Below are 26,181 nucleotides of genomic sequence, written 5' to 3' on the forward strand. Positions count from 1 at the left end.
CCGCGACGGGCTGGGCCGGGACGCGGCGTGCGCGGCGGCTTGCGCTCAGGCCCGGCAACAGCTATGTTAACCAACTCCGAAGGAAAAAAGTATGAATGTGACCTTGTGCCTCAGACTGCCGTTCCTGCGCGGGCCGCTGCCCCGGGGACTGGACCCGGATTCCTCCTCCGCCCCGGCCTGGCCGGGAGCCCTGCGCCTCTGGCCGGGCCTGCCGGACGATCTTTGCGCTGTGCATGATGCAGCGGCCCCGGCCTGCGGCCGCCACCGCCCGTCAAATTATCCCTTCAGCGAACGCGAGGCCGCGGCCTGTCTGGCGGATCTGCGCCAGATGGACGTGGCGGCGCTTTCCGGCCTGCCGCTGGGCGCCGCCGTGGCGGGCAACGCGCGCAACGCGCGGCAGCAGGCCGAGCTGGCCGCGCTGAAAGACCTGGACAGGCTCGACGGCGCGACCCCTCCGGCGGCGGAAGCCGCCCGTCGGGAGCGGCTGGAGCGCGAACAGGCCCAGAAGACCCTGCTCTGGCTCTGGCTTCAGGAAGAACGCCTGGCCGAACTGGCCGATCTGGCGCGGCGCTATGCGGACAACGCGGGCCGCCTGACCGCCGCCCTGGGCGTGGAAGAGGACGAACGCCCGCGCGGTCTGCCTTTTCTGGGCGCGTCCATCGCTCTGGACCCGTCCCTGGTTCCGCCCTGGCGACTGGCGGCGGCCAATGCCGCGTATTTTCTGCCCGGGGACGCGGCGCTGGCGGCGGAAGGCCCCATGCGCGCGGACCTGCTGGAACGGCTCGACTTCAGCCCCGCGCCGCACTACGCGGAATTGCTGGGCTGCCCGGCGGAGCAGGCCGACGAGATAGTGGAAGCCCGCGCCCCGCTCTGGCGGGCGCTGGGGCATTCGCGTCCGCCGGGGCGGGAAGCGGACGGCCCCCTGGCCGTGGAGCGCGTCTGGTTGACCTGGGGGCGCGCATGAGCGGAGCGCTTTTTCCCCACGGTCTGAGCGGCGTGATTTTCGACTGCGACGGCGTGATGATCAATTCCCGCGCGGCCAATGACGAGTTCTACAATCGCGTGCTGGCCTATTTCGGCCTGCCGCCCATGACGCCGGAGCAGGAGGCCTATTCCTTCATGGCCACGGCGGGTCAGGCCCTGCGCTACATCCTGCCCGAGCGTTTGCACGGCGAGATCGACCGCGTGACCAGGGACGAAATCAACTACCAGCGCGATATCCTGCCCCTGCTGCGCCTCATGCCCGGTTTTCGCGAATTTGCGGAAGAGCTGCACGCCGGGGGCGTGCGCATGGCCATCGCCACCAACCGCACGGAGCAGGGCATACAAAGGGTTCTGGACTTTTTCGCCTTGCCCCCCTATTTTAATCCTGTGCTCACGGCGAGCAACGCCGCGCCCAAGCCGTCGCCCGAGGGCGCGTTGCGCATCTGTGCGGACTGGGGCGTGCGGCCCCGGGATACGCTTTTTGTGGGCGACAGCCCGCATGACAAGGAGGCCGCCGAAGCGGCGGGGGTGACGTTCGCGGCTTTCAACGGCGGCGACCTGCAAGGCCGGATCGTCGCGCCGGATTTCGCCGCTCTGGGCCGGGCCCTGGCTCCGGTTCTGACGAGCCGCCATTGATTCACGTCTAGTCTTAAGGTTAGGTCGGAGACTGCATGATTGTGCTTGCCAATACGTTGAGCGCCATAGCCCTGGTGCTGGGTTCGCTGCTGAATATCTATTTCTGGATTGTAATCATCTCCGCCGTGCTGACCTGGGTGCGGCCCGATCCTTACAATCCCATTGTGCGGACCTTGCGGCTCCTGACCGAGCCTGTCTTTTACCGGGTGCGCAAATGGCTGCCCTTCACCTATACGAGCGGCCTGGATTTCTCGCCGGTGGTGGTGCTGCTGGCCATTGAGCTGATCAACCGTATCGTGATCGCCTCGCTGGCGCAGTATGCCATCGCCCTGCATTAAGGGCGCTTCCCGAAGCGGTTGTTTTGCCTTCCGGCCGCGCCAGACTTTTTCCCTGCCGGGAGGGCAAAAACCTCCATGGGAAAACCGCCCCCGGGCCGAGCTGCTTTGAAGTTCTCATGTTTCAAGGCCGGGATGCCCCCCAGACGGGCTTTTTGCGCGGATCGTCCGCACTTGAACATCTAACGCTGGAGATTTCTTATGGATCAGCATGAAATTGACCTGCTGGAAAAGTACGCGCCCACTGATCCGGAGCTGAAATCCCTTTGGGAAGATCACGTGCTCTACGAAAAGCAGGTGGAAAAGCTGGAAGGCAAAGCCTACCGCACGCCCACCGAAGAGCAGACCCTGAAACAACTGAAGAAGCAGAAGCTGGAAGGCAAAACCAGGCTGATGGACATCCTGGATCGTCTGAAAAAGCAAGACTAATAAAAGTGGTTGAGGAGCCGGTCTATGGAATGCACAGGTGCGCAGATTCTTCTTGAATCCCTGAAGCGTGAAGGCGTGGACGTGCTGTTCGGCTATCCGGGCGGCGCGGTGATCGATATTTATGACGAGCTGCCGCGACATCCCGAGATCCGCCATGTGCTGGTCCGCCATGAGCAGGGAGCTGTGCACGCGGCTGACGGCTATGCCCGCGCCTCCGGCAAGGTCGGGGCCTGCCTGGTGACCTCCGGGCCGGGCGCCACCAATACGGTGACGGGCATAGCCACAGCGTATTCCGACTCCATTCCGCTGGTTGTGGTCACGGGCCAGGTGCCTACCAAGCTCATCGGCAACGACGCCTTCCAGGAAGTGGACATTGTGGGCATCACCCGCCCGTGCACCAAGCACAATTTTCTGGTCAAGGACGTGAACAAGCTGGCTCTGACCATCCGCCAGGCCTTTTATCTGGCCCGTTCCGGGCGGCCCGGCCCGGTGCTGGTGGACCTGCCCAAGGATGTGGTCCAGGCCAGGGCGGAGTTTACCTGGCCCGAAGACATCTACATGCGCAGCTACAACCCCACCTACAAGCCCAATCTCAACCAGTTGCGGCGCACGGTGGAAGAGCTGGCCCAGGCCAAACGCCCGGTGCTGCTGGCAGGCGGCGGCGTGATCATGGCCAATGCCGCCGAAGAACTGACCGCCCTGGCGCGCCGCCTGCACATTCCCGTGGCCTGCACGCTCATGGGGCTGGGCGGCTTTCCGGCCACGGACCCGCTTTCGCTGGGCATGGTGGGCATGCACGGCACCTACGCCGCCAATCTCGCCATCAACAACGCGGACCTGCTGGTCTGCGTGGGCGCGCGCTTTGACGACCGCGTCACCGGCAAACTGACGGCCTTCGCGCCCAAGGCGCGCATTGTGCATATCGACATCGACCCCACCTCCATCCGCAAGAACGTGGCGGTGGAAGTGCCGGTGGTGGGCGACTGCAAGCAGGCTCTGGCGGGCATCATGGAAATCTGCGAGGCCAAGCTGTCCGGCAAGGACTGGGCCGCGGAGCACGCCGAATGGGTCAGGGCCGTGGCCGAATGGAAGGAAAGCAAGCCCCTCAGTTACCAGAAAAACGGCAACATCAAGCCCCAACAGGTAGTGGAAGCCCTGCGCGAACTCACCCGCGGCGACGCCATCATCGCCACGGAAGTGGGACAGCACCAGATGTGGGCGGCCCAGTTCTACAGCTTCACCAAGCCGCGCACCCTGCTGACCAGCGGCGGCCTGGGCACCATGGGCTACGGCTTTCCGGCGGCCATCGGCGCGCAGTTCGCCCTGCCGGACAAGATGGTCATCGCCGTGGCCGGCGACGCCTCGCTGCAGATGAACATTCAGGAACTGGCCACGGCCGTGGCCTATAAACTGCCGGTCAAGGTGGTTATTCTGAACAACCGCCATCTCGGCATGGTGCGCCAGTGGCAGGAGCTTTTCTACAACCACAATTACAGCTCCACCAATATGGAGGCTCAGCCTGACTTTGTGAAGCTGGCTGAAGCCTACGGGGCCGAAGGCTACCGCATTGAAAAGCCTGAGGATCTCCTGCCCGAGCTGGAAAAGGCCCTGGCCACGCCCAACCCCGCCTTCATCGACGTGGTGGTGGAGCGCGAGGAAAACGTCTATCCCATTGTGCCCGCCGGCGCGGCGCTGGACGAAATGCTGCTGGTGTAGGAGATGGCTATGCAACGACACGTGCTTTCCGTGCTGGTGGAAAACGAACCCGGCGTGCTTTCCCGCGTGGTGGGCCTGTTCAGCGGGCGCGGCTTCAATATCGATTCGCTCAATGTGGCCCCGACCCTTGAGGACGGCGTTTCGCACATGACCATCACCACCTATGGCGACAGCATGATTCTGGAGCAGATCATGAAGCATCTGCACAAAATCGTCTCGGTCATCAAGGTGATGGATTTTGCGGACACCCCCGCCGTGGAGCGGGAGATGATGTTCGTCAAGGTGCAGGCCGAAGGTCCCATGCGCGGTGAAATTCTGCGCACGGTAGAGATCTTTCGCTGCAAGGTCGTGGACGTCAGCTGCAATGAAATGACCATTGAGGCCACGGGCGACTACGGCAAGCTGGAGGCCATCATCAGCCTGCTGCAGCGTTTTGGCATCAAGGAACTGGCGCGCACCGGCTCTGTGGCCATGCGCCGCTCCAAGAAGGTGGATTGACGCGTCGCCCGCAAAGGTGCATGCCAAGTTCGAAGCGAGAACGGAGCGCGGCAGTCCGCGCCCCCCTATTTCCCATTTCCCCTCCGCATGTGCGGCCGGGAGGCGTTTTGTTTAACCGTGAGCGATTACAGAGGATGTTCAGATGAAAGTTTATTATGATCAGGATGCCGATCTCAATGTTTTGAAAAATAAAACTGTGGCCATCATCGGCTACGGCAGCCAGGGCCATGCCCATGCCCAGAACCTGCGGGATTCCGGCGTCAAGGTGGTCGTGGGCCAGCGCCCCGGCGGCGCCAACTACGAGCTTGCCAAGGAACACGGCTTCACGCCGGTGTCCGCCGCCGAAGCCGCGAAACAGGCCGATCTGATCATGATTCTGCTGCCTGACGAAGTGCAGGCGGCGGTCTATGAAAACGACATCAAGCCCCACCTGACCAAGGGCAAGGCCCTGCTGTTCGCCCACGGCTTCAACATCCATTTCAGCCAGATCCAGCCGCCCAAGGACGTGGATGTCTTCCTCATCGCGCCCAAGGGTCCCGGCCATCTGGTGCGCCGCACCTTTACCGAGGGCGGCGGCGTGCCCTGCCTGGTGGCCATTGAGCAGGACGCGACGGGCGAGGCCCTCAAGGTGGCCCTGGCCTATGCCAAGGGCATCGGCGGCACCCGCTCCGGCGTCATTGAAACCAGCTTCCGCGAAGAGACGGAAACCGACCTCTTCGGCGAACAGGCCGTGCTCTGCGGCGGCATCTCCGCCCTGATCAAGGCCGGTTTCGAAACTCTGGTGGAAGCCGGGTACCAGCCGGAAATGGCTTATTTTGAATGCATGCACGAAATGAAGCTGATCGTGGACCTGATGTACGAGGGCGGCCTCTCGCGTATGCGTTATTCTATCAGCAACACGGCGGAATACGGTGACTATGTCTCCGGTCCGCGTCTGATCAACGAGAACGTGAAAAAGGAAATGAAGGGCGTGCTCAAGGACATCCAGAGCGGCAAATTCGCCCGCGACTTCATTCTGGAAGCCCGCGCCAAGTACCCCATGTTCCTGACCACGCGCCGTAACGAGTCCGAACACCAGATCGAACAGGTGGGCAGGAACCTGCGCGGCATGATGTCCTGGCTGAAGAAGGACAAGAAAGACTAATCCAGCATCATCTTGCTTTTTTTCAGGGAGCGCTCCGGCGCTCCTTTTTTATGACAAAAAAAGGGAACCGGCCGTATTCGCCGGTTCCCCCGCAGGTTGCCCCGTTCCAGAACGAGCCTTGGTCAGGCGGTTTTCATCTCACGAATCAGTTCCGTAAGCTCCTGGGTCTGGCCGGTCAGATCGGATACGGCCTTGGCCGCTTCGGCCATGGCCTCGGCGATCTGTCTGCTCATATCGTTGCATTCGAGAATGGAGTGGTTGATCTCCTCGCTGGCGGCGGACTGCTCCTCGCTGGCTGCGGCGATGGCGTTGACCTGATCGGCCGTGACTTCAGCCGTGGCCACGATTTCTTCCAGAGCGCGCCCGGATTCGTTGGCGAACTGCGTGGCTTCCTCAATCTGGGCCACGGCGTTGTCCACCGAGGCGGTGCTCTTGGCGGTACTTTCCTGAATGGCCTTGATGGCGTTGCCTACATCGTGGGTGGAGGCCATGGTTTTTTCGGCCAGCTTGCGCACCTCGTCGGCCACCACGGCAAAGCCGCGTCCGGCCTCGCCCGCGCGGGCGGCCTCAATGGCGGCGTTCAGCGCCAGCAGGTTGGTCTGGTCCGCGATGTCCGAAATGACGCCCATGATCTGGTCAATGGAGCGGGCGTGCTCGTTGAGCTGGCCCATGTCTTCCTTGAGTTCCAGCGAGACCTGATGCACGGACTCAATGCGCCGCAGGGAGCGCTCCACCACTTGGGCGCCTGCTTCGGCCTTTTCCTTGGTGTCGGCCGAAGCTGAGGAGGCGGAAGAGGCGTTGCGGGCCACTTCCTGCACGGTGGCGTTCATCTCGTTCATGGCCGTGGCGGCCTCGGAAAGGCGCTGGGCGGCCTCGCCCGCGCCCCGGTCGGACTGCTCGATCTGGGTGGAAAGCTCGGTGGAGGCGGAGGAAACCACAGTGCCCACTTCTTCCAGCCTGCCGGCCACGGTCAGCAGTGCCTGAGCCTTGGCCTGGGCTTCCTGTCCGGCCGCCTCGGCTTTCCGCATGGCATCCTGTGCCTTGGCCGACTGCTCGCCGGCATTCCGGGTTTCCTGTTCGGCCTTCTTGATATTGGCTTCCAGAGCGGCCACCATTTCCACAATGGCGGCGTACACGCCCTGCTTCTTGCCGCCGTCGTGCACATTGTAGTCGCCGCCCGCCACGCGGCGGGCAATGGCGTTCAGCTCGCCGGGATCCTTGCCCAACTGGCGCATTACGTTACGGGAAAGGTAGAGGGTGAGCAGAATGCCGCAGAGCAGAGCCGCGGTGCAGAAAGACACGATCACGGTGTCGGCTCTGGCGTTGGCTTTCTGCACTTCCTGAACGCCGAAAAGCGACAGCTCTGTGGCGCTGGCCTCTACGTCACGGAATGCCGCGGCCAGTTTTTTCAAATCCCGCGCCTGTCTGCCCAGAATTTCCAGATAGTCGCGCGTCAGGGTGGAGTATTTTTCCATTTCGTCAACAACAGCGGCCATCTGCGTCTTGTTGGACGAAGTGAGGAAAAGTTCCTTTTGTTCGATCATGCGGGCGCGCGTCTTTTCCAGAAATTCCACCACGTTGTTGAGCTCTTCCTGAGAGGAGCTGATGGCGAGCTTGTTGATGGCGGCCCGCAGACGGGTGGTCTCATCCCGCAGGTTCATGGACCGCGTCAGATTGTCTATCCTGCGCTGTTCAAAACCCTGCTCGGCGATGGCAGTGCGGATGCCCTCTTCCAGGGCATTAAACCGCTTCCACAGACCGGCGAAAATTTCCTCGGCCCCGGCCAGGGTTTTTTGGCTTTTCTTGTGGTCTTCGATCACCGTTTTCAAGAAGTTGCCGAGCTCCCGCACCTGCTTGATGCCGTCCTCCACTTTCCGCCTGTTTTCAGCCGCCATAATCAGGGGAAGGCACGACTCGAAATGCTGTATGGCCCCCTCCAGTTCCTTCATGGCAGCCTTGGCGAAGCTTTCTTCTCCATAGACGATGAATCTCAGATAGTTGCCTTGCACCTTCAGCAGGGCGGTTTTGCCGTTGTCCAGATAGGCGGCCTCAGCGGAATAGACGCTCATGTTCTCCGTCAGATAGTAGCTGGCGATGCCCAGGCCCAGCGTCATCAGAAGAACCAGCGAAAAACCCAGTACCAACTTTGTCTGCAACTTCATGTGTAACCTCCCACGCCGCAGATGAAACAATGATGCCCTTTTGGCGGGGCGATTACCGCCCCGCCCTCGCGCCTCCTCCCTGTCCACAGAGAGGAGGTCTGTTTTTGACAAAGCCCCCATAATGGATATGCCATCGTCTCTCGCACAAGGCGGCCATCCTCAACGGCCATGTTTATATGCCCGCCATGCCTTGCGCGTATGCAGCGTGACGCGGCGTTGTTGACCTCTGTCGGCATTATTTATCGGAATGCGTGAATTCATCTTTAGTGCAATACGGGTATTATTTGGAATATTTTTTTGTTAATCAAAGTGGTTAACAGATAATTATGGGTTTTTCAAAGTACATTAAATAACGTAATTATATTGTCAAAAAATCATATAAATACGCTTTTTATCGTGTATTTATGATTTTTAGTGTTTTTAAAATAAAAAAAAGCGCGGTCCGCTGGTCATTGCGGATCGCGCCTCAGGCATGGCCCGTTTGGCATTTTTCCAGGAGCGGCCACAAGCTCCGCTGGGCTGCGCGCGCAAGGTCAGGGGCAACACGCGGCTTTGCCTGTGAAGGCGGGCGTCGCCAACAAAGCATGGCGGCAAAGCGCAAAAGGGCGGGTGTCGGGGGACACCCGCCCTATGGGGAAGCGCACCCTGCTGTCCACTTCAGGGTGCCTGACGGACGCGTGTTGTCAAATACGCGCCCGCGTGTGCGGCCGGGGGCTTGCGCTGATCCCTGGCCGCAACATTGTGATCAGGCTTCTTTCAGCTCGCGGATCAGGTCCGTAAGCCCTTGTGCTTGGGCGGCCAGGTCGGACACGGCCTTGGCCGCCTCAGCCATGGCCTCGGCGGTCTGCTTGGACATGTCGTTGACCTGGACGATGGACTGATTGATTTCTTCGCTGGCGGAGGACTGCTCCTCGCTGGCCGTGGCAATGGCGTTGACCTGGTCCGCCGTGATTTCCACGGTGGCCACGATTTCCTGCAGGGCCGCACCGGATTGGCTGGCCAGTTCGTTGGCCTCGCTGATGCGTTCCACGGCGTTGTCCATGCCGGTCATGCTCTTGGCCGTGCTTTCCTGAATGGCCTTGATGGCATTGCCCACATCCTGGGTGGAGGTCATGGTTTTTTCGGCCAGCTTGCGCACCTCGTCGGCCACCACGGCGAAACCGCGTCCGGCCTCGCCCGCGCGGGCGGCCTCAATGGCGGCGTTCAGCGCCAGCAGATTGGTCTGGTCCGCGATGTCCGAGATGACGCCCATGATTCGGGTGATGTCCTGGGCGTGCTCGTTGAGCTGGGTCATGTCTTCCTTGAGGTCCAGCGACATCTGGTGCACCTCTTCAATGCTGTGCACGGCCTTTTCCACCACCTGCGCGCCTGCTTCGGCCTTTTCCCTGGTTTCGGCGGAGGCGGCGGAGGCCGACCCCGCGTTCTTGGCCACTTCCTGGACCGTGGCGTTCATTTCGTTCATGGCTGTGGCCGCTTCGGAAAGACGGGAGGCGGATTCAGCCGCGCCCCGGTCGGATTGCTCGATCTGGGCCGAAAGCTCGGCGGAGGCGGAGGAAACAATGTTGCCCACGGTTTCCAACTTGTCGGCGGCTACCAGCATGGCTTCTGTCTTGGCCTGGGCCTCTTTGCCGGCGGCTTCGGCCTGTTGCATGGCCTCCTGCGCCTTGGCGGACTACTCTTTAGCGTTTTGCGACTCGCGCCGGGCATTCTCGATATGGGTTTTCAGGGCGTTGACCATTTCCACAATAGCGCCGTAGACGCCCACTTTTTTGCCGCCGTCGTCCACATTATAGTCGCCGTCCACCACGCGGTGGGCAAGGGTATTCAGCTCTCCGGGGTCCTTGCCCAACTGGCGGAGAGTATTGCGTACCAGCAGCAGGGTCAGGAGGACGGCAATCAGCACGGCCGCAACTACCAAAATAATGCCGATCAGACGCGCGGTGTCGTATATCACGTCGCCCGCGGCATTGGCTTTATCAATAGCCCCGTTGATGCTTCCTACCAACTGCTTCAGCTTCTCGTTCATCTCGTCGTATTGGGTGCGTGAATCGCCGTTCAGCACAGCCACGGCTTCCTGCATACGATTTTGCCGAGAAAGCTCAAGCAAGCGCTGATGCGTGTCCTGATATGTCTGCCGAACCGCCAGATAGGTCTGAAAAACCTGCTTGACCTCGGGACGGAAAATCAAGCCTTCAAGGTTCCTGATGCCGTTGTCGATGACTTCCTTCCATTTCTCCTGTCTTTTTTCGTATTCCTTCATCTGGGCAGGTTCTGGTGCGTAGAGATGCAGCACTTCGGCCAAGCGGTATTCCGTGGCCGCCTTGTCGATATTGTTTGCGTTTGCCCGGACCGGGAGCATCTGATTGGTCACTAGGGTAAAGCTGTCGTTGATTTGGGCCATCTGCATGAGCAGATACCCGCCGAGGATGCCCATGAGCACAGCCAGACAACCCATGCCCGCCGCAATTTTCGTTGAAAGTTTCATAATCCTTCTCCTTTGATGATTAGGCTAAGCAGTCCCCCAGCGCAAAAACGCCTGCATTCCCCTTCTGACAGGGGAATGCAGGCGTTAAAAAAAGCGAATGGGAGAAGAACTTCCTACGAGGAAGCTAGTCTCTCTCTCTCTCTCTCTCTCTCTCCGCAATAAAGAACGGCGCGGGGCAGACTCGCGTCATAAGGGTTGGAGGGAAGAAAAATCCGGCGTTTTTATTCATCATATGCCATTGGTGGAAAAATTCCGTGGGTTACGCTACAGGTTGACACTATCGAATGCACTTCTGCCATGTATTATCGGAAAAAGAAATAAAAGCATTAGTATCTTGAAACATTATCCTGTAAAATATTGGTGAAATCAAGAAAAATCACGATGAATATAAAATTATATAGGAAAATAAAGTTAAAAATATTATTGTATGTTGTAAATATTGCTCTTAATAAAATAAGAGTTTCACTAAAAAATATTTTTTATTTAGACATTAATATTGCAATGCATAAAATGTACAAAATATAAAAACATGCCACCATTGCTTACTGCGGAACGCGTTAAAAATATGACTGAATAAAATATATACTCCTTAAGCAGTAAATTGGTTCGTCCCGACGCATGGCATTATGCCGGGTTTTCCGCCTTTCGGTCGGATGCGGCGAACTTTCTTCACGATACAGCAAGACCGCCGCGCATCAAGCCGGAACGATCCGCCCATAATCAGGCGCATGCGGCCGGTAAAAACGGAAAAAGCGCGCCTCAGGCCGGATGGTATGCCCGCTCGATGGCGGTTACGGCCTTGCGCCGGTCCGGCAACACCCTCCACAGTAGGGCGGGTGTCCCCCGACACCCGCCCTATGGGGAAGCGCACCCTGCTGTCCACTTCAGGGCGCTTGACGGACGCGTGCTGTCAAATACGCGTCCGCGTGTGCGGCCGGGGGCTTGCGCTGATCCTCGGCCGCAACATTGTGATCAGGCCTCTTTCAGCTCGTGGATCAGGTTCGTAAGCCCCTGCGCCTGGGCGGCCAGATCGGATACGGCCTTGGCCGCCTCGCCCATGGCCTCGGCGCTCTGCCTGGCGATGTCATTGACCTGGACAATGGACTGGTTGATCTCTTCGCTGGCGGCGGACTGCTCCTCGCTGGCCGTGGCGATGGCGTTGACCTGATCGCCGGTGGCCTCCACGGTGGCCACAATTTCTTCCAGGGCCGCGCCCGACCGGCTGGCCAGCTCCGTGGCTTCGCCGATGCGCTCCACGGCATTGTCCACGCCGGTCATGCTCTTGGCCGTGCTTTCCTGAATGGCCTTGATGGCGTTGCCCACGTCGTTGGTGGAGGCCATGGTTTTTTCGGCCAGCTTGCGCACCTCGTCGGCGACCACAGCAAAGCCGCGCCCTGCCTCGCCCGCGCGGGCCGCTTCAATGGCGGCATTGAGGGCCAGCAGATTGGTCTGATCCGCGATGTCCGAGATGACGCCCATGATCCGGGTGATGTCCTGGGCGTGCTCGTTAAGCTGGGCCATATCGCCCTTGAGTTCCAGGGACATCTGGTGCACCTCTTCAATACTGCGCACGGCCTTTTCCACCACTTGCGCTCCGGCTTCGGCCTTTTCCCTGGTTTCGGCGGATGCGGAGGAGGCGGAACCAGCGTTACGGGCCACTTCCTGAACCGTGGCGTTCATCTCGTTCATGGCCGTGGCCGCTTCGGAGAGGCGCTGGGCGGACTCGGACGCGCCACGGTCGGATTGTTCGATCTGGGCGGACAACTGGGTGGAGGCAGAGGAAACCACGCTGCCCATTTCCTCCAGTTTGTCGGCGGCCGCCAGCATGGCTTCCGTCTTGGCCTTGGCCTCCCGGCTGGCGTCTTCAGCCTGTCGCATGGCTTCCTGGGCCTTGGCGGACTGTTCCCTGGCGTTTTCCGATTCGCGTTGGGCGTTTTCAATATGGCTTTTCAGGGCATGAACCATTTCCACAATGGCGCCGTAGACCCCCATTTTTTTGCCGCCGTCGTCCACGTTATAGTCTCCGTCCACCACCCGTCGCGCAATGGTGTTCAGTTCGCCGGGGTCCTTGCCCAACTGGCGCACGCTGTTGCGTACAATCATGATGGTGAGCAGCACGGAGATAAAAATTGACAGTACGGTCAAGCTGATGCCCATCATATTGCTTTTGTTGAAATTGACATCTGCCTCGGCATTGGCTGTGTCGACATTTTTTCTGACCTCCAGCACTAGATTGTTGATCTGTTCACTCAGGTCATTGTAAAGGGTGCGGGAGTCGCCCAACAATAATTTGACGGCTTCTTCCGGCTGATTCTGACGGGAGATGTCCAGCAGCTTGCCGGAGAGACTGAGATAGTCTTTCAGGCGTTCGTCGACCTGCTTCAATGCCGCTTTGGTTGCCGGAGCGCGCAGGATGGCGTTAATTTCCCGCAGATAACCGTCAATATTTTTCAGCAGGGGGCTCATGGCTTTTTCCCTGTCCTCTTTTATGACGCTGTCAGTGGCGTAGACGTGGCGTATTTCCATAATGCGATATTCCGACACATCATTGTTCAGCTTTCCCGCCAGATCGATGACCGGAATATATCGCTCAGCCATGACGGTGGCCGTGCTGTTGATTTGTTGCATTTGTAGCAACAGATAAGAGGCCAGAATGGCGATCAGCACCGTCAATGTCCCCATGCTGAAAGAAATTTTGGACGACAACTTCATAAAAGCATCTCCTTTGTTTTTCATGTTGCTGTTTCACAGTCAGGACATTCCGGTTGCTGGCTGCTTCCTGCAAGCGATATGAAGCGGTCGATGAGGACGGTTCCCGGCTTCGGTTCCTTATTCTGAATGGCAAAATGTTCTTTGCCCGATACTACTAAAGTGTCGCGGGCCTCTTTGGGCGCAAGGCATCACTGACGGCATGCAGATGAGCGGCTAAAAAGCCGGATCATAGCATGACGATCGTACAATGATCTTCAGAATCAAAAGAAATATATATGATCATAGCGGCATTGCCGGAGAGGCTGACGTCATTATGACGAGCGCAAAAGCAGCCGCTTCTTGTATGCCAACCAGTGTATTGTAATTTATAAAGGCTGTGCCCGACGGTTATTCTTTCGCATCAGAAATATGCATGAGAATATTCCGTTGCGCATAATTTTATTTTTATATTTATATATTTATATTACAATTTTATATAAAATTTTTGTTTAAGTTATCTATATTTCAATAAGTATTGAATCGAATATTTATTTATGTTCTATTGATAGAGTGACAATAAATAATCAATTATGAGTATAATTATATAATTTTAAATATATTTAAAAATATTTAATAAATTCAATATAATAAAAGAAAAGCATAGTATTGTGCACAGAACATGTTCACTACATACAATTAATATGTACCAATTATTGTATTTATAGAGTTTTAATAAATTATAACATCTTATTAATATTAAAATAATAACAAAAATTTTATATTCATCATGTTGATTGAAAATACATATCCTCCTTGTGAGGAGGCGTAATAGATATGCCGTTCGCGCTACTTATTTGTGTTTACTATAGTTACATATTCTGGTCAAGTCATTTCGAGTATGCTTAAGGAATGAAAGAATATCCTAAGCTAAATGAGGCTCTTGCGAATATTTTGCGAAGTCGGCGCGAAGAGCTGAAGTTGAGCAAACGTAAGTTGGCTGAACTGGCTTATCTGGAGCGCGCTTATGTAATCCAGCTTGAACAGGGGAAGAAAAGGCCGACGTTAAATGCGCTGTTCTATCTGAGTGAGGCTCTGGGGATACGGGCTGATAAACTGATATGCCTGATCGAGGATGAGCTGGAGAGGATGGCAAAAGAAAATCAGTAAGATCGGTTAAACGGCATCCGCGCCGACTGACGGGAAGTATAATGCTTGTGCCGCGTTTCGCCGGACGACCCGTGTTCATGAAACCGGATTTCCGATTCCGCAAGATGGCGGCAGAGAATAAGCCCGCTGCTGTGACCATGCCTGTTTCAATTCCTGAATCAACTTCGTGAGCCTCTGAATGTGGGCCGCCGGGTCGGACACGGCCCCGGCGACTTGCGGCCATGACCTCGGCGGAGAGCGGCAATAGTAGGGCGGATGTCTCGCGACACCCGCCCAATGGGGAAGCGCGCCCTGATTGTCCAGGTCAAGGCTGCTTGACGGGCGCGTGCTGTCGATACGCGCCCGCCTGCGGCCGGGGATCAGATCCCAACCGCAACATTGCAATCAGGCCTGTTTCAATTCCTGAATCAGATTCGTAAGTCCCTGGGCCTGAGCGGCCAGGTCGGACACGGCCTTGGCCGCCTCGCCCATGGCCTCGGCGGTCTGGCGGGACATGTCGTTGACCTGGACGATGGACTGGTTGATCTCCTCGCTGGCGGCGGACTGCTCCTCACTGGCCGTGGCGATGGCGTTGACCTGATCGCCGGTGGCCTCCACAGTGGCCACTATTTCCTGCAAGGCCTGACCGGACTGGTTGGCCAGTTCCGTGGCTTCGCCGATGCGCTCCACGGCATTGTCCACGCCGGTCATGCTTTTGGCCGTGCTTTCCTGAATGGCCTTGATGGCGTTGCCCACGTCGTTGGTGGAGGCCATGGTCTTTTCAGCCAGTTTGCGCACTTCGTCGGCCACCACGGCAAAGCCGCGTCCGGCCTCGCCCGCGCGGGCCGCTTCAATGGCCGCGTTGAGGGCCAGCAGGTTGGTCTGGTCCGCGATGTCCGAGATGACGCCCATGATCCGGGTGATATCCTGGGCGTGTTCGTTGAGCTGGGTCATGTCGTCCTTGAGTTGCAGGGACTGCTGATGGACTTCCTCAATGCTGCGCACAGCCTTTTCCACCACGTGGGCCCCGGCCTCGGCCTTTTCCTTGGTTTCGGCGGAAGCGGCGGAGGCGGAACCCGCGTTTCTGGCCACTTCCTGGACCGTGGCGTTCATTTCGTTCATGGCCGTGGCCGCTTCGGAGAGGCGTTGGGCGGATTCTGCCGCGCCCCGGTCGGATTGTTCAATCTGGGCCGAAAGCTCGCTGGAGGCCGAAGAAACCACATTGCCCACTTCCTCCAACTTGTCGGCGGCCGCCAGCATGGCCTGGGTCTTGCCCTGGGCCTCCTTGCTGGCCGCCTCGGCCTGTTGCATGGCCTCCTGGGCTTTGGCGGACTGCTCCCTGGCGTTTTCCGATTCGCGCTGGGCATTTTCAATATGGCTTTTCAGCGCGTTGACCATTTCCACAATGGCGCCGTAGACGCCCATTTTCTTGCCGCCGTCGTCCACATTATAATCGCCGTCCACCACGCGGCGGGCAATGGCGTTCAGCTCGCCGGGGTCCTTGCCCAACTGGCGCACGGTATTGCGCACGACCAGCACGGTGAGCAGCACGGCGATCAGAATGGCAAGCACGGTCAGGGCCGTACCGACCATGTTGCTGTTGGCGTACATCTCGTCGCCCTGAGCGCTGTTGCTCTCAGCATTCTTGCGGGCCGCGGTCACAAGCTCATTGAGCTGCGCGCTCAAATCGCGATAAACTTGGCGCGAATCGCCCAGCAGCAGCTTGACGGCTTCTTCCGTATGGTTCTGGCGAGAGATGTCCAGCAGTTTGTCGGAGATGCTGAAATACCCGTTCAACTGGCTGTTGACCTTGTCCAGCGCCGCCTTGACATCCCCCACTTTGACCAGTCGGTTGAGTTCGGCCAGATAGCCGGTGACGGCTTTTTTCCAATCGGCCAGCTCTTTTTCATTGGCCTGCATCACCGTCGCATCCGTGGCGTAAATATGGCGCACTTCCACAATGCGGTATTCAGACACATCATTGTTCAGTTTGCCAGCCACATCAATGACAGGGATGTTCCTTCCCGCGAGAATTGTGGATATATTGTTGATGCTGCCCATCTGCACCAGCAGATACACTGCCAGAATGGCGATAATAACCGTCAGTGTGCCCATACTGAAAGAAATTTTTGTGGACAATTTCATGCTGCGACTCCTCTTTTGATTCATGCAGCGATAGTAGCTGCTGTTTGCCGTCAGGCTTCCCCGGAATATAAAAAAGCCCGCATTCCTCCTCTGACAGGGGAATGCAGGCTTTAAATAAAGATAATGGAAGAAGAACTTCCTACAAGGAAGCTAGTCTCTCTCTCTCTCTCTCTCTCTCTCTCTCTCTCTCTCTCTCTCTCTCTCTCTCTCTCGGAGACGGCATTGCCGAGGGCGCGCGGGGAAGGGAGGAAGCTGGAAATTTTGCTGCGCGTCATAATTTGCACCTTTACGGCTTAAACTCTTAAAACTGTATAACCGATCTGTTTTTTAGGCTCAATCAGCAAAAAATACTTGCTGATTGGGAAAGCGGAAAGTCATACAGCTTTTAATCGTAATGAAACTGTATAAATTTAGATGGCAAAATTAGCAAACAGCTTCATTTTTGTTACCAATCAATTCTATGTAGCGTGTAATAAAGTAAGATTATGTTTTATATAATGAAAAAATAAATATTTTTTATTATTTTAAATAAAAAAGTTATTCAATAAAATTAAATAAAATAAATGCACTAAAAACAGTTACATTTTTTGTTGATATAAGATAATTATGCGGTAGTTCTTTCAGAATATTTTATAAGCATATATATCCGTCGCCGGGCGTTGGTTCCGGTTGCAGCGCCGGGCATTGGCCGCCAGCCTTGCCCGGGCCGAAACGCCGCGCCCGTGAAAACGGGCGCGGCCTGCAGCCGATTCACACCGGCAGACACAGAGCAACAGGCCGGGCATCCGACACCCGGCCTGTTGGGAAGCGCGCCCTGATCTCATTATCAGGAGCGCGCTGGGGAGGCGCGTGCTGTCCAGAATGCGCCTGCTTGCGGCCGGGGATTTGCGCTGATCCCCGGCCGCGATTTGTGATCAGGCCTGTTTCAGATCCTGAATCAGATCCGTGAGTCCTTGCGCCTGGGCGGCCAGATCGGACACGGCCCTTGCCGCTTCGGCCATGGCCTCGGCGGTCTGCTTGGACATGTCGTTGACCTGGTCCGCCGTGGCCTCCACCGTAGCCACGATTTCCTGCAGGGCCGCGCCGGACCGACTGGCCAGTTCATTGGCCTCGCCGATGCGCTCCACGGCATTGTCCACACCGGTCATGCTCTTGCTCATGCTTTCCTGAATGGCCTTGATGGCGTTGCCCACGTCATTGGTGGAGGCCATGGTTTTTTCGGCCAGTTTGCGCACCTCGTCGGCCACCACGGCAAAGCCGCGTCCGGCCTCGCCCGCGCGGGCGGCCTCAATGGCCGCGTTGAGGGCCAGCAGATTGGTCTGATCCGCGATGTCCGAGATCACGCCCATGATCCGGGTGATGTCCTGGGCGTGCTCGTTGAGCTGGGCCATGTCGTCCTTGAGTTCCAGAGACATCTGATGGACCTGCTCAATGCTGTGCACGGCCTTTTCCACCACCTGCGCGCCTGCCTCGGCCTTTTCCCTGGTTTCGGCGGAAGCGGTGGAGGCCGCACCCGCGTTTTTGGCCACTTCCTGGACTGTGGCGTTCATCTCGTTCATGGCCGTGGCCGCTTCGGAGAGGCGGGAGGCGGATTCGGCCGCGCCCCGGTCGGACTGCTCGATCTGGGCCGAAAGTTCGGCGGAGGCGGAGGAAACCACATTGCCCACGGCTTCCAGCTTGTCGGCGGCCACCAGCATGGCCTGGGTCTTGGCCTGGGCTTCCTTGCTGGCCGCCTCTGCCTGTTGCATGGCCTCCTGGGCCCTGGCGGACTGTTCCCTGGCGTTTTCCGACTCGCGCTGGGCGTTTTCAATATGGGTTTTCAGGGCGTTGACCATTTCCACAATGGAACCGTACACGCCTATCTTGGGACTGCCGTCGTCCACATTGTAGTCGCCGCCCACCACGCGTTTGGCGACGCCGTCCAGCGCGCCGGGGTCCTTGCCCAACTGGCGCAGCACGCCGCGGATGATGAAGAGGGCCAGAATCGCGCCGATGAGAATGCCGGCCGCCAGCAGGATGGAAACCAGGGCCTTGGACGCGTCATACAGTTCATCACCGGCAAGGCTGGATTTTTCGCCGCCTTCCGTGTTGAGCGCCACAATTTTGAGAAGCTGGTCGGAGGCCTTGAGGTAGGCTGTCCTGGATTGGCCGAGCAGCAGCGCCATGGCCTCCTCGGTGCGATTCTGCTTGGAAAGGGCGAATATTTGATCGTGAATCTTGCTGAAATCATCCCATGCGACGACAAAATCATTATACATGGACTGTTCATCAGGGCTTGAGATCAGCTTGGAATAGCTGTTTTGTATTTTTTCAAGCGTTTCCGCCATCAGTTTTTCATAATTGTCCATGTCCTCAGGCGTTGTGGAATAGACATGCATGACTTCGTACAGGCGATAGTCAGACGTGAGGGTATTCAAACTGTTTGCCGCGTTGCAGGAAGGCAGCCAGTTTTTGCTGATTTCTGTGGAAGCGTCATTGATGCTGTTCATCTGGTACAGACTGAAAAGCCCTTGCCCGCAAAGCAGAAGCAAGAGTATGGCTGTAAGCAGCAGAAGTTTTGTCCTCAGTGTCATGGTTTCCTCCCTTGTTACGACAAGCTATCCTCTATCATTGAAATATAATTCGCCCAAAAAACAGTTGCAGCCTTTTAAGTAAAAGATGCGCGCGTCAGGCGGTATCTTTTACTCAAAAGGCTGCAAAAATTCAAAAGAGGAATGGAAAAATCATTCCACGTTCTTACAATCTCTCTCTCTCTCTCTCTCTCTCTCTCTCTACCGCAATATTGCGCGACGCGCGGCAACCGGCGTTACGCCGGTTTGCAAAAAGCGGATATATGTTTGCCTGCCGCATCACACGCCCTCACGTGAAAAACATTTGCCGCCGCTCAACCGTTCGGGTTGAGGCGCATGCTACGCACGTTTTGCTGTACCGGCGGACTGATAACCATGTAACAGGTGAAAACGTTACGCGTTTCTGCTCATCTTTATCGGAACAAGGCTGACTACCTTTAGTGTTTCAGAAAAATATTGAGTATAACATTACAATAATCAAGACCGAAAATTAATATTATATGCTAATTATTTTTTTAAGCAAGAGGTACAGTGTGTTTAAATAAAATAAATATATTCTTTATACAGTGAAAAGTATGTATTTTTTAAAAAGTAGCTTACATTGGAAAAATTTTTATATTATATGCTGAGGAATATGGTTCTATTTCATAATTTTTCATCAAAATTCGTTTGTGCGACGTGAAACGCTGCGGTGTTGATTCCTCCGGAAAACACGGTTTCCGGCGAAATGGATTTGGGGAACAGCGCAGCGTCTCAAAGGCGATCCACTTTGAATTCCTTCAAGGCATTGCGCATGGCCGCAACCTTGCCGAACATCTTTATTTTCGCAGCGCCGCTCTTGATCCCGTAAGCGGCCGTAACCTGTCGCCGGCGCGTGTGAAGCGTTTCCGTGACGGATGGGAAGAAGGACTGGTTGCCGCAGCGATTGCACGTTGAAACTGTTCCGGCGCATACAACAGAAAGGGCGCGCCCCGCTGTCTGTTGCGAGGCGCGCCCAGGCAAGGCGTGCTGTTGAGATGCGTGCCGGGGTCAGGCCTGCTTCAGCTCCTGAATCAGATTCGTAAGTCCCTGGGCCTGAGCGGCCAGGTCGGACACGGCCTTGGCCGCCTCGCCCATGGCCTCGGCGGTCTGGCGGGACATGTCGTTGACCTGGACGATGGACTGGTTGATTTCCTCGCTGGCGGCGGACTGCTCCTCGCTGGCCGTGGCAATGGCGTTGACCTGGTCGCCGGTGGCTTCCACGGTGGCCACGATTTCCTGCAAGGCCTGACCGGACTGGTTGGCCAGTTCCGTGGCCTCGCCGATGCGCTCCACGGCATTGTCCACGCCGCTCATGCTTTTGGCCGTGCTTTCCTGAATGGCCTTGATGGCGTTGCCCACGTCGTTGGTGGATGACATGGTCTTTTCGGCCAGTTTGCGCACTTCGTCGGCCACCACGGCGAAGCCGCGCCCGGCCTCGCCCGCGCGGGCGGCTTCAATGGCGGCGTTGAGGGCCAGCAGATTGGTCTGATCCGCAATGTCCGAGATCACGCCCATGATCCGGGTGATGTCCTGAGCGTGCTCGTTGAGCTGGGTCATGTCGTCCTTGAGGGTCAGCGACAACTGGTGCACTTCCTCAATATTATGCACTGTCTTTTCCACCACCCGCGCGCCTGCCTCGGCCTTTTCCCTGGTTTCGGCGGAGGCGGCGGAGGCGGAACCCGCGTTGCGGGCGACTTCTTGGACTGTGGCGTTCATCTCGTTCATGGCCGTGGCCGCTTCGGAAAGGCGGGAGGCGGATTCGGCCGCGCCCCGGTCGGACTGCTCGATCTGGGCGGACAACTGGGTGGAGGCGGAGGAAACAACGCTGCCCACCTGTTCCAGCTTGTCGGCGGCCGCCAGCATGGCCTCGGCCTTGCTTTGAGCTTCCCGGCTGGCGGCTTCGGCCTGTTGCATGGCCTCCTGGGCCCTGGCGGACTGCTCTCTGGCGTTTTCCGACTCGCGCTGGGCGTTTTCGATATGGTTTTTCAGGGCGGCGACCATGTCCACAATGGCGCCGTAGACGCCCAGCTTTTTGCCGCCGTCGTCAATATTGTAGTCGCCGTCCACCACACGCCGGGCAATGGCATTCAGTTCGCCGGGGTCCTTGCCGAGCTGGCGGATGGTATTGCGCACGGTCAGCACGGTCAGCAGCACGGCGATGAAAATGGCGGCAAGGGTCATGCCGATGCCGATCATCCGGCTGCGGTCGTACATGGCGTCGCCCTCCCGGCTGACGGCCACGGCGTTTTTCATGGCGATATCCGAGAGCTCCCTGAGCACGGCGCTCAGGTTCTGATAGGCCGTGCGCGAATCGCCGAGAATGATCGCGACGGCTTTTTCCGTCTCCATGTTGCGGGAGAGCGTCAGAATATTCTCTGAAATGCTGTGATAGGCGTCCCGCGCCTTGGACAGACGGTTAAAAATTTCGCGGACATTGGGCATGTAGATGCGCTTGTCCAGGGTGTTCATGATATCGGAGATCTTCGCGCGCTGCTGGTCGAGTTCCTGGTCGTCCTTGGCCATGGCTGCGGGGTCCGTGGCGTAGATGTGGCGCATCTCTATGACGCGGTACTGGGTGACCTCGGCGTTCAGCCTGCCGGCAAGATCGACGATGGGCATTTTCTGATCGGCGATTTCCGTGGACGCCTCGTTGACCGTCGCCATCTGCATCAGCAGATAGGTTGTGAGAATGGCCATGAGGAGCGTCAAGAGCCCCATGCTGACGCAGATTTTTGTGGACAGTTTCATTATTTCCCCCATGTTGCGTTGCGCAGTGCCTGACAGGCGTTGATATTGAAATCCCGAAGGATTTGCCGGGACACCGTCCGTTTCAGGCCTCCCCAGGCCTGAAGCGCGGAAAAAGACCGGCAGCCGTGTGATCTCGTGGACCGGAGCTGCTTCACGTTGAAACGGCTCCGACGGCTGCGGAAGCGGGCGCCCGCCGCGCAGACATGATGCATTTGCGCGGTGACGCCCGAAGGGAACAAAGCGGGTTCGACAGACGTATTTCTCCCGAGCCTTGCGGATACGGACAGCAAGGCAAGCGCCGAAGCAAAGCCGTTCCAGTTTTGGGGAGGGTACATCCCCAGGCGTGAGAGGGCCGGCGGCGGCGTTGAAGAGTCGAAACAGCCTCTGTGTATCTTCTTATCGGCTTTTTGAGAACAAGTCTTATGCCTGGTCGTAAAAAAGAACGCTTCAGGCGCGGGAGTTCAGGCCAGCCAGCAGGCTACGGCATGCGCGCCCTGGACAAAGGGGGGCGGCATCTCTTCCGTGCAGCGGGGCAGGGCTTGAGGACAGCGGGGCTGGAAGGGGCAGCCCGTCGGCATGTTCTGGAGGGAGGGCACACTGCCCGGAATGGTAGGCAGGCGCGTCAGCCCCATGGAACGGCGGCTGGGCGCGGAATGCATCAAGCCTCTGGTATAGGGATGGCGGGGATCGGCGAAGAGGTCGCGCGCCGGGGCGCGTTCCACCAGATGACCGGCGTACATGACGCCCACCACGTCCGCCACCTGGGCCACCACGCCCAGATCGTGAGTGATGAGCAGCACGGCCATGCCGCGTTCCCGGCTCTGGTTCAGGATCAGGCGCAGAATCTGGCCCTGGATGGTGGCGTCCAGAGCGGTGGTGGGTTCGTCGGCCAGAAGCAGTTCGGGCCGGCAGGCCAGGGCCATGGCGATCATTACGCGCTGGCGCATGCCGCCGGAAAGCTGATGGGGGTAGTCGTCATAGCGGCTGTGCGGGGAGGGGATGCCCACATCCGCGAAGAGGCGCTCCGCTTCCCGGCGGGCCTCGGCGCGGCCCATGCCCAGGTGCAGGCGCAGGGGTTCGGCCACCTGCTCACCCACGCGCAAGACGGGATTGAGCGAGGTCATGGGCTCCTGGAAGATCATGCCGACGCGGCGGCCTCTGACGCGGCGTAGCTCTTTTTCCGGCAGACTGAGCAGGTCTTCGCCGCTCAACAGCGCCCGGCCGCCGAGCACGGCGTTTTCCGGCGTGAGGCGCAAAACGGCGCGGGCCGTGAGGCTTTTGCCGCAGCCGGATTCGCCCACCAGGCAGGTAACGGCGGCCGGAGGCAAGTCAAGACTGACCTCCTGCACGGCGGGCAGCAGACGGCCCGCAAAGGGGAAAAGCACGGAAAGGTCTTCCAGCCGGAGCAGGGGAGCGGCGTCAGCTTGAGAAGAGGACGGCTGCATGTGCGGATCTGTGCCTTTCTGATCCTTGGGATTTTGTTCGCCGACAAGGCGGGCAAGCGGTCCGGCGCGGGAGCGCGGCCGCCCGCGTGACCCGGCCGGGCCGCGCAGTCTGACGCCGGTGGCGGCAAAAGAGCAAGGATCAGTGTTTGACCTGGGAATTGCGGAAGTTGATATACGCCTCCCGCATGGCGATATAGGGGTCCACGGCGGCGCTGTTCAGATCCTCATACAGGGGCAGCACGTCGCCCAGCGCGTTGAAGCGCAGGGCCAGTTCCGAACTGGTGGCCAGTTCCCAGGGGTAGACGTAGAAAAAGGGGTCCGTAAAGCAGTCGCCCACCCGGCCCACGCTGTCGCGCACGGAACTGGGGCCGATAAAGGGCCAGACCACATAAAAACCGTGGCCGATGCCCCAGCGCCCGAGGGTCTGGCCGAAATCCTCGCCGGTGGGATCCACGGGCACGATGGTTTTCTTGCCCTTGGCCACGTCCGCGAAGCCGAGCGTGGTGGTGGTGTTGATGAAAAAGCGCCCGAACTCCACCCCGGCCTCCAGAAAGCGGAACTGGAGGATATTGTTCACGAAACGCATGGGAAAGAGCGCGTTGGAGAAGAAGTTCTTCAGGCCGCTGCGGAGCTGGTGGGGGGTCACGAAAACCCAGGCGTTATACGCGGGCTTGGCGACGTAGAGATAGAAAATGTCGTTGAAGTGGAACCAGAAGCGGTTCCAGGGTTCCAGCGGGTCGGCTATGCTGGCCGCCGGGGAGGTGTCGTAATCGTCCAGACTGTCGGACTGCTGCAACTGGCCGTATGGGTGCACGGTAATGGCGCCGGGCGCCAGAGCCGGGCTGGCGGCATAGACCGTGGAAGGCGCGCGGGGCGGGTCAGCCGGAGCGGCCTGCGCGGCGCCGGGCTGGCCCCAGGCCAGGAGGAGAAGAAGACAGAGGGCCGGGAGCACGCTCCGGCGGCCCATGGGCAAGGCCGGGACGCCGGAGCGGAAGGGGTGCGGGTTATTTGGCATCTTGCTGACGTACTTCCTGGGCTTTGACGCGCACACGCTCAATGAGCTGATCCGGACTTGCGCTGTTCAGAATGTCCTGAAACTGGGTACGGTAGTTCTTTACCAGACTGATGTTTTCGATCAGCACGTCATAGACGCGCCAGCCGCCGTCCTTGGGCAGCATGCGGTAGGCCACGGGCACTTTTTTGCCGTCCTTCATGGTGATGACGGTGCGCACTTCCGTGCGGTCGCCCGCAGCCGAGGAAATTTCGCCGGTATAGACCACCTGTTCGCCGTTGTAGCCGTCGATCTTGTTCACATAGGTGCTGATCAGCAGATCCGCGAAAGCGTCGCTGAACTGCTTCTGCTGCTGGGGCGTGAAGCTGCGCCAGCGCGGACCCACCGTGCGGGAGGAAAATTCTCTGAAATCAAAGATATGCAGCACCTCGTCCTCGATCTGCTGACGCAGGGGACCGCGGGTGGCCGGATTGACGTAGTCGGGATTCTTGATGCAGGCGAGAATGCGGTTGGTGGCGGTTTCCAGGGCCTGACGGGCGGGCGAGGCGGGCGCCGGGGCGGCCTGCGCCGGGGATGAGAAAAAGGTCAGGCCCAGCGCCAGAGCGCAGAGCAGGGCAAGAACGCGCGCGCGCGAAATACGGGGCATATTATACACCTCCGAAAGCATATTTGCCGATCAGCGATTCCAGGTCCACCGGAGATTCCGTCTCCGTGATGACGCCGCCGGACGCGAGGGTTTTTTCCGAACCGCCCCGCGAGAGGCTGACATATTTGTCGCCGATCAGGCCGCTGGTTTTAATGGAAGCAATGCTGTCGTCGGAAAGATGCAGGTCCTTGTCCAGGCGCAATCGCACCACGGCCTGGCTGTGCAGGGGATCGGGATCAAGGCTGATGGCCACCACCCGGCCCACGGGCACGCCCGCCAGCTCCACATCCGCGCCTACTCGCAGGCCCGAGGCGGAATCGAAGCGGGCGGAAAGCTCAAAGCCCTGGTTGGAAAAAAATTCCATGCGGCCCAGTTTGATGGCCAGATAGGCCACACAGATCAGACCCAGCAACACAAAGATGCCCACGGCGGTTTCACGGACGCTGTTCATGCGTTTTTCAGACTCCAGACTGCCATATGACAGAACATTACATTTTTCAGTATACGTACCCGGCCGTAAAGTTTCAAGCCCGGCGGCCGCAGGGGCGCGTTCAGGACGCCAGCCACTTGTCCAGGGCCGCGCGCACCACCGGGTCCGCCGGTTGATGCAGGGTCAGTCGCTGGTCCCCGGCCTCACGCCGGAGGAATTGCCGCAGATAGGGATCCGGGCTGGCCTCCAGCTCGGCCAGATTGCCGGCGAACACCGCGCCGCCGTCGCGCAGCACCAGCACGTAGTCGGCAATGGCGCGCAGGCTCGCCAAGTCATGGCTGACTACCACCAGGGTCATGTCGGCGTACTGCTGGTGCATGGAGCGCAGCAGTTCATCCATGCGGGCGGCGGTGATGGGGTCCAGGCCGGACGTGGGCTCGTCACAGAGCAGAATGCGCGGCTCGGCGATGATGGCCCGGGCCAGGCCCGCGCGCTTGCGCATGCCGCCGGACAACTGGTTGGGATAAAAATCGGCGAAATCCTCCAGCCCCACCATGCGCAGCACGCGCAGGGCCGCCTCGCGGATCAGGGGCTTGGGCAGGCGCAGATGTTCGCTCAGGGGCAGGGTCACGTTCTGGGCCAGGGAGAGCGCGCCCAGCAGCGCGCCGTCCTGGAAAAGCACGCCCATCTGGCGGCGCACGCGGCGGAATTCCGCCTGGTTCAGGGCGAAAAGATCCCGGCCGCCGATGAACACGCCGCCGGACAGGGGCCGCGAAAGGCCGATGATGTGCCGGAGCAGGGTGGATTTGCCGCAGCCCGAACCGCCCAGGATGACGGAAACCTTGCCTCCCGGCAGGACGGCGTTGATGTCGCGCAGCACCACGTGCTCGCCGTAACCCACGCTCAGGGCGCGGAATTCAATGTCCCAAGCCTGCATA

At 58.6% G+C, this 26,181-nt stretch carries 19 protein-coding genes and 1 pseudogene; 9 read left to right on the forward strand and 11 right to left on the reverse strand.

The window, feature by feature from the left end:
* Window positions 1–91 precede the first annotated feature (91 nt).
* From FYJ44_RS10310 to ilvC, 7 genes are all read left to right on the forward strand, one after another.
* A complete protein-coding gene (locus FYJ44_RS10310) occupies window positions 92–964 on the forward strand; it encodes a hypothetical protein (protein WP_154511802.1) in 873 nt (290 codons plus the stop codon).
* Window positions 961–1,620: an HAD family hydrolase gene (locus FYJ44_RS10315; protein ID WP_154511804.1), complete on the forward strand. Its 660-nt coding sequence runs from the start codon at window positions 961–963 to the stop codon at window positions 1,618–1,620. The genes FYJ44_RS10310 and FYJ44_RS10315 overlap by 4 nt, the downstream gene beginning before the upstream one ends.
* Before the next feature lie 35 nt (window positions 1,621–1,655).
* Window positions 1,656–1,958, forward strand: coding sequence for a YggT family protein (locus FYJ44_RS10320; protein ID WP_154511806.1), 303 nt, complete (start codon window positions 1,656–1,658; stop codon window positions 1,956–1,958).
* A gap of 198 nt (window positions 1,959–2,156) precedes the next feature.
* Window positions 2,157–2,384, forward strand: a complete 228-nt coding sequence (locus FYJ44_RS10325; protein ID WP_154511808.1) for a DUF465 domain-containing protein — start codon at window positions 2,157–2,159, stop codon at window positions 2,382–2,384.
* A gap of 24 nt (window positions 2,385–2,408) precedes the next feature.
* Window positions 2,409–4,100, forward strand: coding sequence for a biosynthetic-type acetolactate synthase large subunit (ilvB, locus tag FYJ44_RS10330; protein WP_154511810.1), 1,692 nt, complete (start codon window positions 2,409–2,411; stop codon window positions 4,098–4,100).
* Between the two features lie 9 nt (window positions 4,101–4,109).
* A complete protein-coding gene (gene ilvN / locus FYJ44_RS10335) occupies window positions 4,110–4,598 on the forward strand; it encodes an acetolactate synthase small subunit (protein WP_154511812.1) in 489 nt (162 codons plus the stop codon).
* 142 nt (window positions 4,599–4,740) lie between these two features.
* Window positions 4,741–5,742, forward strand: a complete 1,002-nt coding sequence (ilvC, locus tag FYJ44_RS10340; protein ID WP_154511814.1) for a ketol-acid reductoisomerase — start codon at window positions 4,741–4,743, stop codon at window positions 5,740–5,742.
* Between the two features lie 122 nt (window positions 5,743–5,864).
* On the opposite strand, the gene FYJ44_RS14750 is transcribed toward ilvC, so the two are convergent.
* The 3 genes and pseudogenes from FYJ44_RS14750 to FYJ44_RS10355 form a co-directional block, all read right to left on the reverse strand.
* On the reverse strand, window positions 5,865–7,904 hold the full coding sequence (locus tag FYJ44_RS14750; RefSeq protein ID WP_229772659.1) for a methyl-accepting chemotaxis protein: 2,040 nt from the start codon (window positions 7,902–7,904) through the stop codon (window positions 5,865–5,867).
* Between the two features lie 745 nt (window positions 7,905–8,649).
* Window positions 8,650–10,389, reverse strand: a pseudogene (locus FYJ44_RS10350) (methyl-accepting chemotaxis protein).
* Between the two features lie 972 nt (window positions 10,390–11,361).
* Window positions 11,362–13,101: a methyl-accepting chemotaxis protein gene (locus FYJ44_RS10355; protein WP_154511816.1), complete on the reverse strand. Its 1,740-nt coding sequence runs from the start codon at window positions 13,099–13,101 to the stop codon at window positions 11,362–11,364.
* A gap of 888 nt (window positions 13,102–13,989) precedes the next feature.
* On the opposite strand from FYJ44_RS10355, the gene FYJ44_RS10360 reads away from it, so the two are divergent.
* Window positions 13,990–14,247: a helix-turn-helix domain-containing protein gene (locus tag FYJ44_RS10360; protein WP_154511818.1), complete on the forward strand. Its 258-nt coding sequence runs from the start codon at window positions 13,990–13,992 to the stop codon at window positions 14,245–14,247.
* 384 nt (window positions 14,248–14,631) lie between these two features.
* On the opposite strand, the gene FYJ44_RS10365 is transcribed toward FYJ44_RS10360, so the two are convergent.
* Window positions 14,632–16,371, reverse strand: coding sequence for a methyl-accepting chemotaxis protein (locus FYJ44_RS10365; RefSeq protein WP_154511820.1), 1,740 nt, complete (start codon window positions 16,369–16,371; stop codon window positions 14,632–14,634).
* 914 nt (window positions 16,372–17,285) lie between these two features.
* Window positions 17,286–18,944, reverse strand: a complete 1,659-nt coding sequence (locus FYJ44_RS10370; RefSeq protein WP_154511822.1) for a methyl-accepting chemotaxis protein — start codon at window positions 18,942–18,944, stop codon at window positions 17,286–17,288.
* A gap of 666 nt (window positions 18,945–19,610) precedes the next feature.
* Here FYJ44_RS10370 and FYJ44_RS10375 point away from each other — a divergent pair.
* Window positions 19,611–19,877, forward strand: coding sequence for a hypothetical protein (locus tag FYJ44_RS10375; RefSeq protein ID WP_154511824.1), 267 nt, complete (start codon window positions 19,611–19,613; stop codon window positions 19,875–19,877).
* 93 nt (window positions 19,878–19,970) lie between these two features.
* On the opposite strand, the gene FYJ44_RS10380 is transcribed toward FYJ44_RS10375, so the two are convergent.
* The 6 genes from FYJ44_RS10380 to FYJ44_RS10405 all read right to left on the reverse strand — a co-directional run bounded on the left by FYJ44_RS10380 (window position 19,971) and on the right by FYJ44_RS10405 (window position 26,180).
* Window positions 19,971–21,710 (reverse strand): methyl-accepting chemotaxis protein, encoded by a 1,740-nt coding sequence (locus tag FYJ44_RS10380; RefSeq protein ID WP_154511826.1) that lies wholly within the window; start codon window positions 21,708–21,710, stop codon window positions 19,971–19,973.
* A gap of 461 nt (window positions 21,711–22,171) precedes the next feature.
* The gene (locus FYJ44_RS10385) at window positions 22,172–23,155 is read right to left on the reverse strand and encodes an ABC transporter ATP-binding protein (RefSeq protein WP_154511828.1); all 984 of its coding nucleotides are present in this window, start codon (window positions 23,153–23,155) and stop codon (window positions 22,172–22,174) included.
* 139 nt (window positions 23,156–23,294) lie between these two features.
* Window positions 23,295–24,170 (reverse strand): MlaA family lipoprotein, encoded by an 876-nt coding sequence (locus FYJ44_RS10390; protein WP_229772660.1) that lies wholly within the window; start codon window positions 24,168–24,170, stop codon window positions 23,295–23,297.
* The gene (locus tag FYJ44_RS10395; protein ID WP_154511830.1) at window positions 24,160–24,813 is read right to left on the reverse strand and encodes a Tgt2/MlaC family protein; all 654 of its coding nucleotides are present in this window, start codon (window positions 24,811–24,813) and stop codon (window positions 24,160–24,162) included. The genes FYJ44_RS10390 and FYJ44_RS10395 overlap by 11 nt, the downstream gene beginning before the upstream one ends.
* A gap of 1 nt (window position 24,814) precedes the next feature.
* Window positions 24,815–25,264 carry an outer membrane lipid asymmetry maintenance protein MlaD gene (gene mlaD / locus FYJ44_RS10400; protein WP_154511832.1) on the reverse strand — a complete coding sequence of 150 codons (450 nt, stop codon included), beginning with the start codon at window positions 25,262–25,264 and terminating at the stop codon, window positions 24,815–24,817.
* A gap of 100 nt (window positions 25,265–25,364) precedes the next feature.
* Window positions 25,365–26,180 carry an ABC transporter ATP-binding protein gene (locus FYJ44_RS10405; protein WP_154511834.1) on the reverse strand — a complete coding sequence of 272 codons (816 nt, stop codon included), beginning with the start codon at window positions 26,178–26,180 and terminating at the stop codon, window positions 25,365–25,367.
* Window position 26,181 lies beyond the last annotated feature (1 nt).

The organism is Desulfovibrio porci (genome assembly GCF_009696265.1).
Lineage (GTDB): Bacteria > Desulfobacterota > Desulfovibrionia > Desulfovibrionales > Desulfovibrionaceae > Desulfovibrio > Desulfovibrio porci.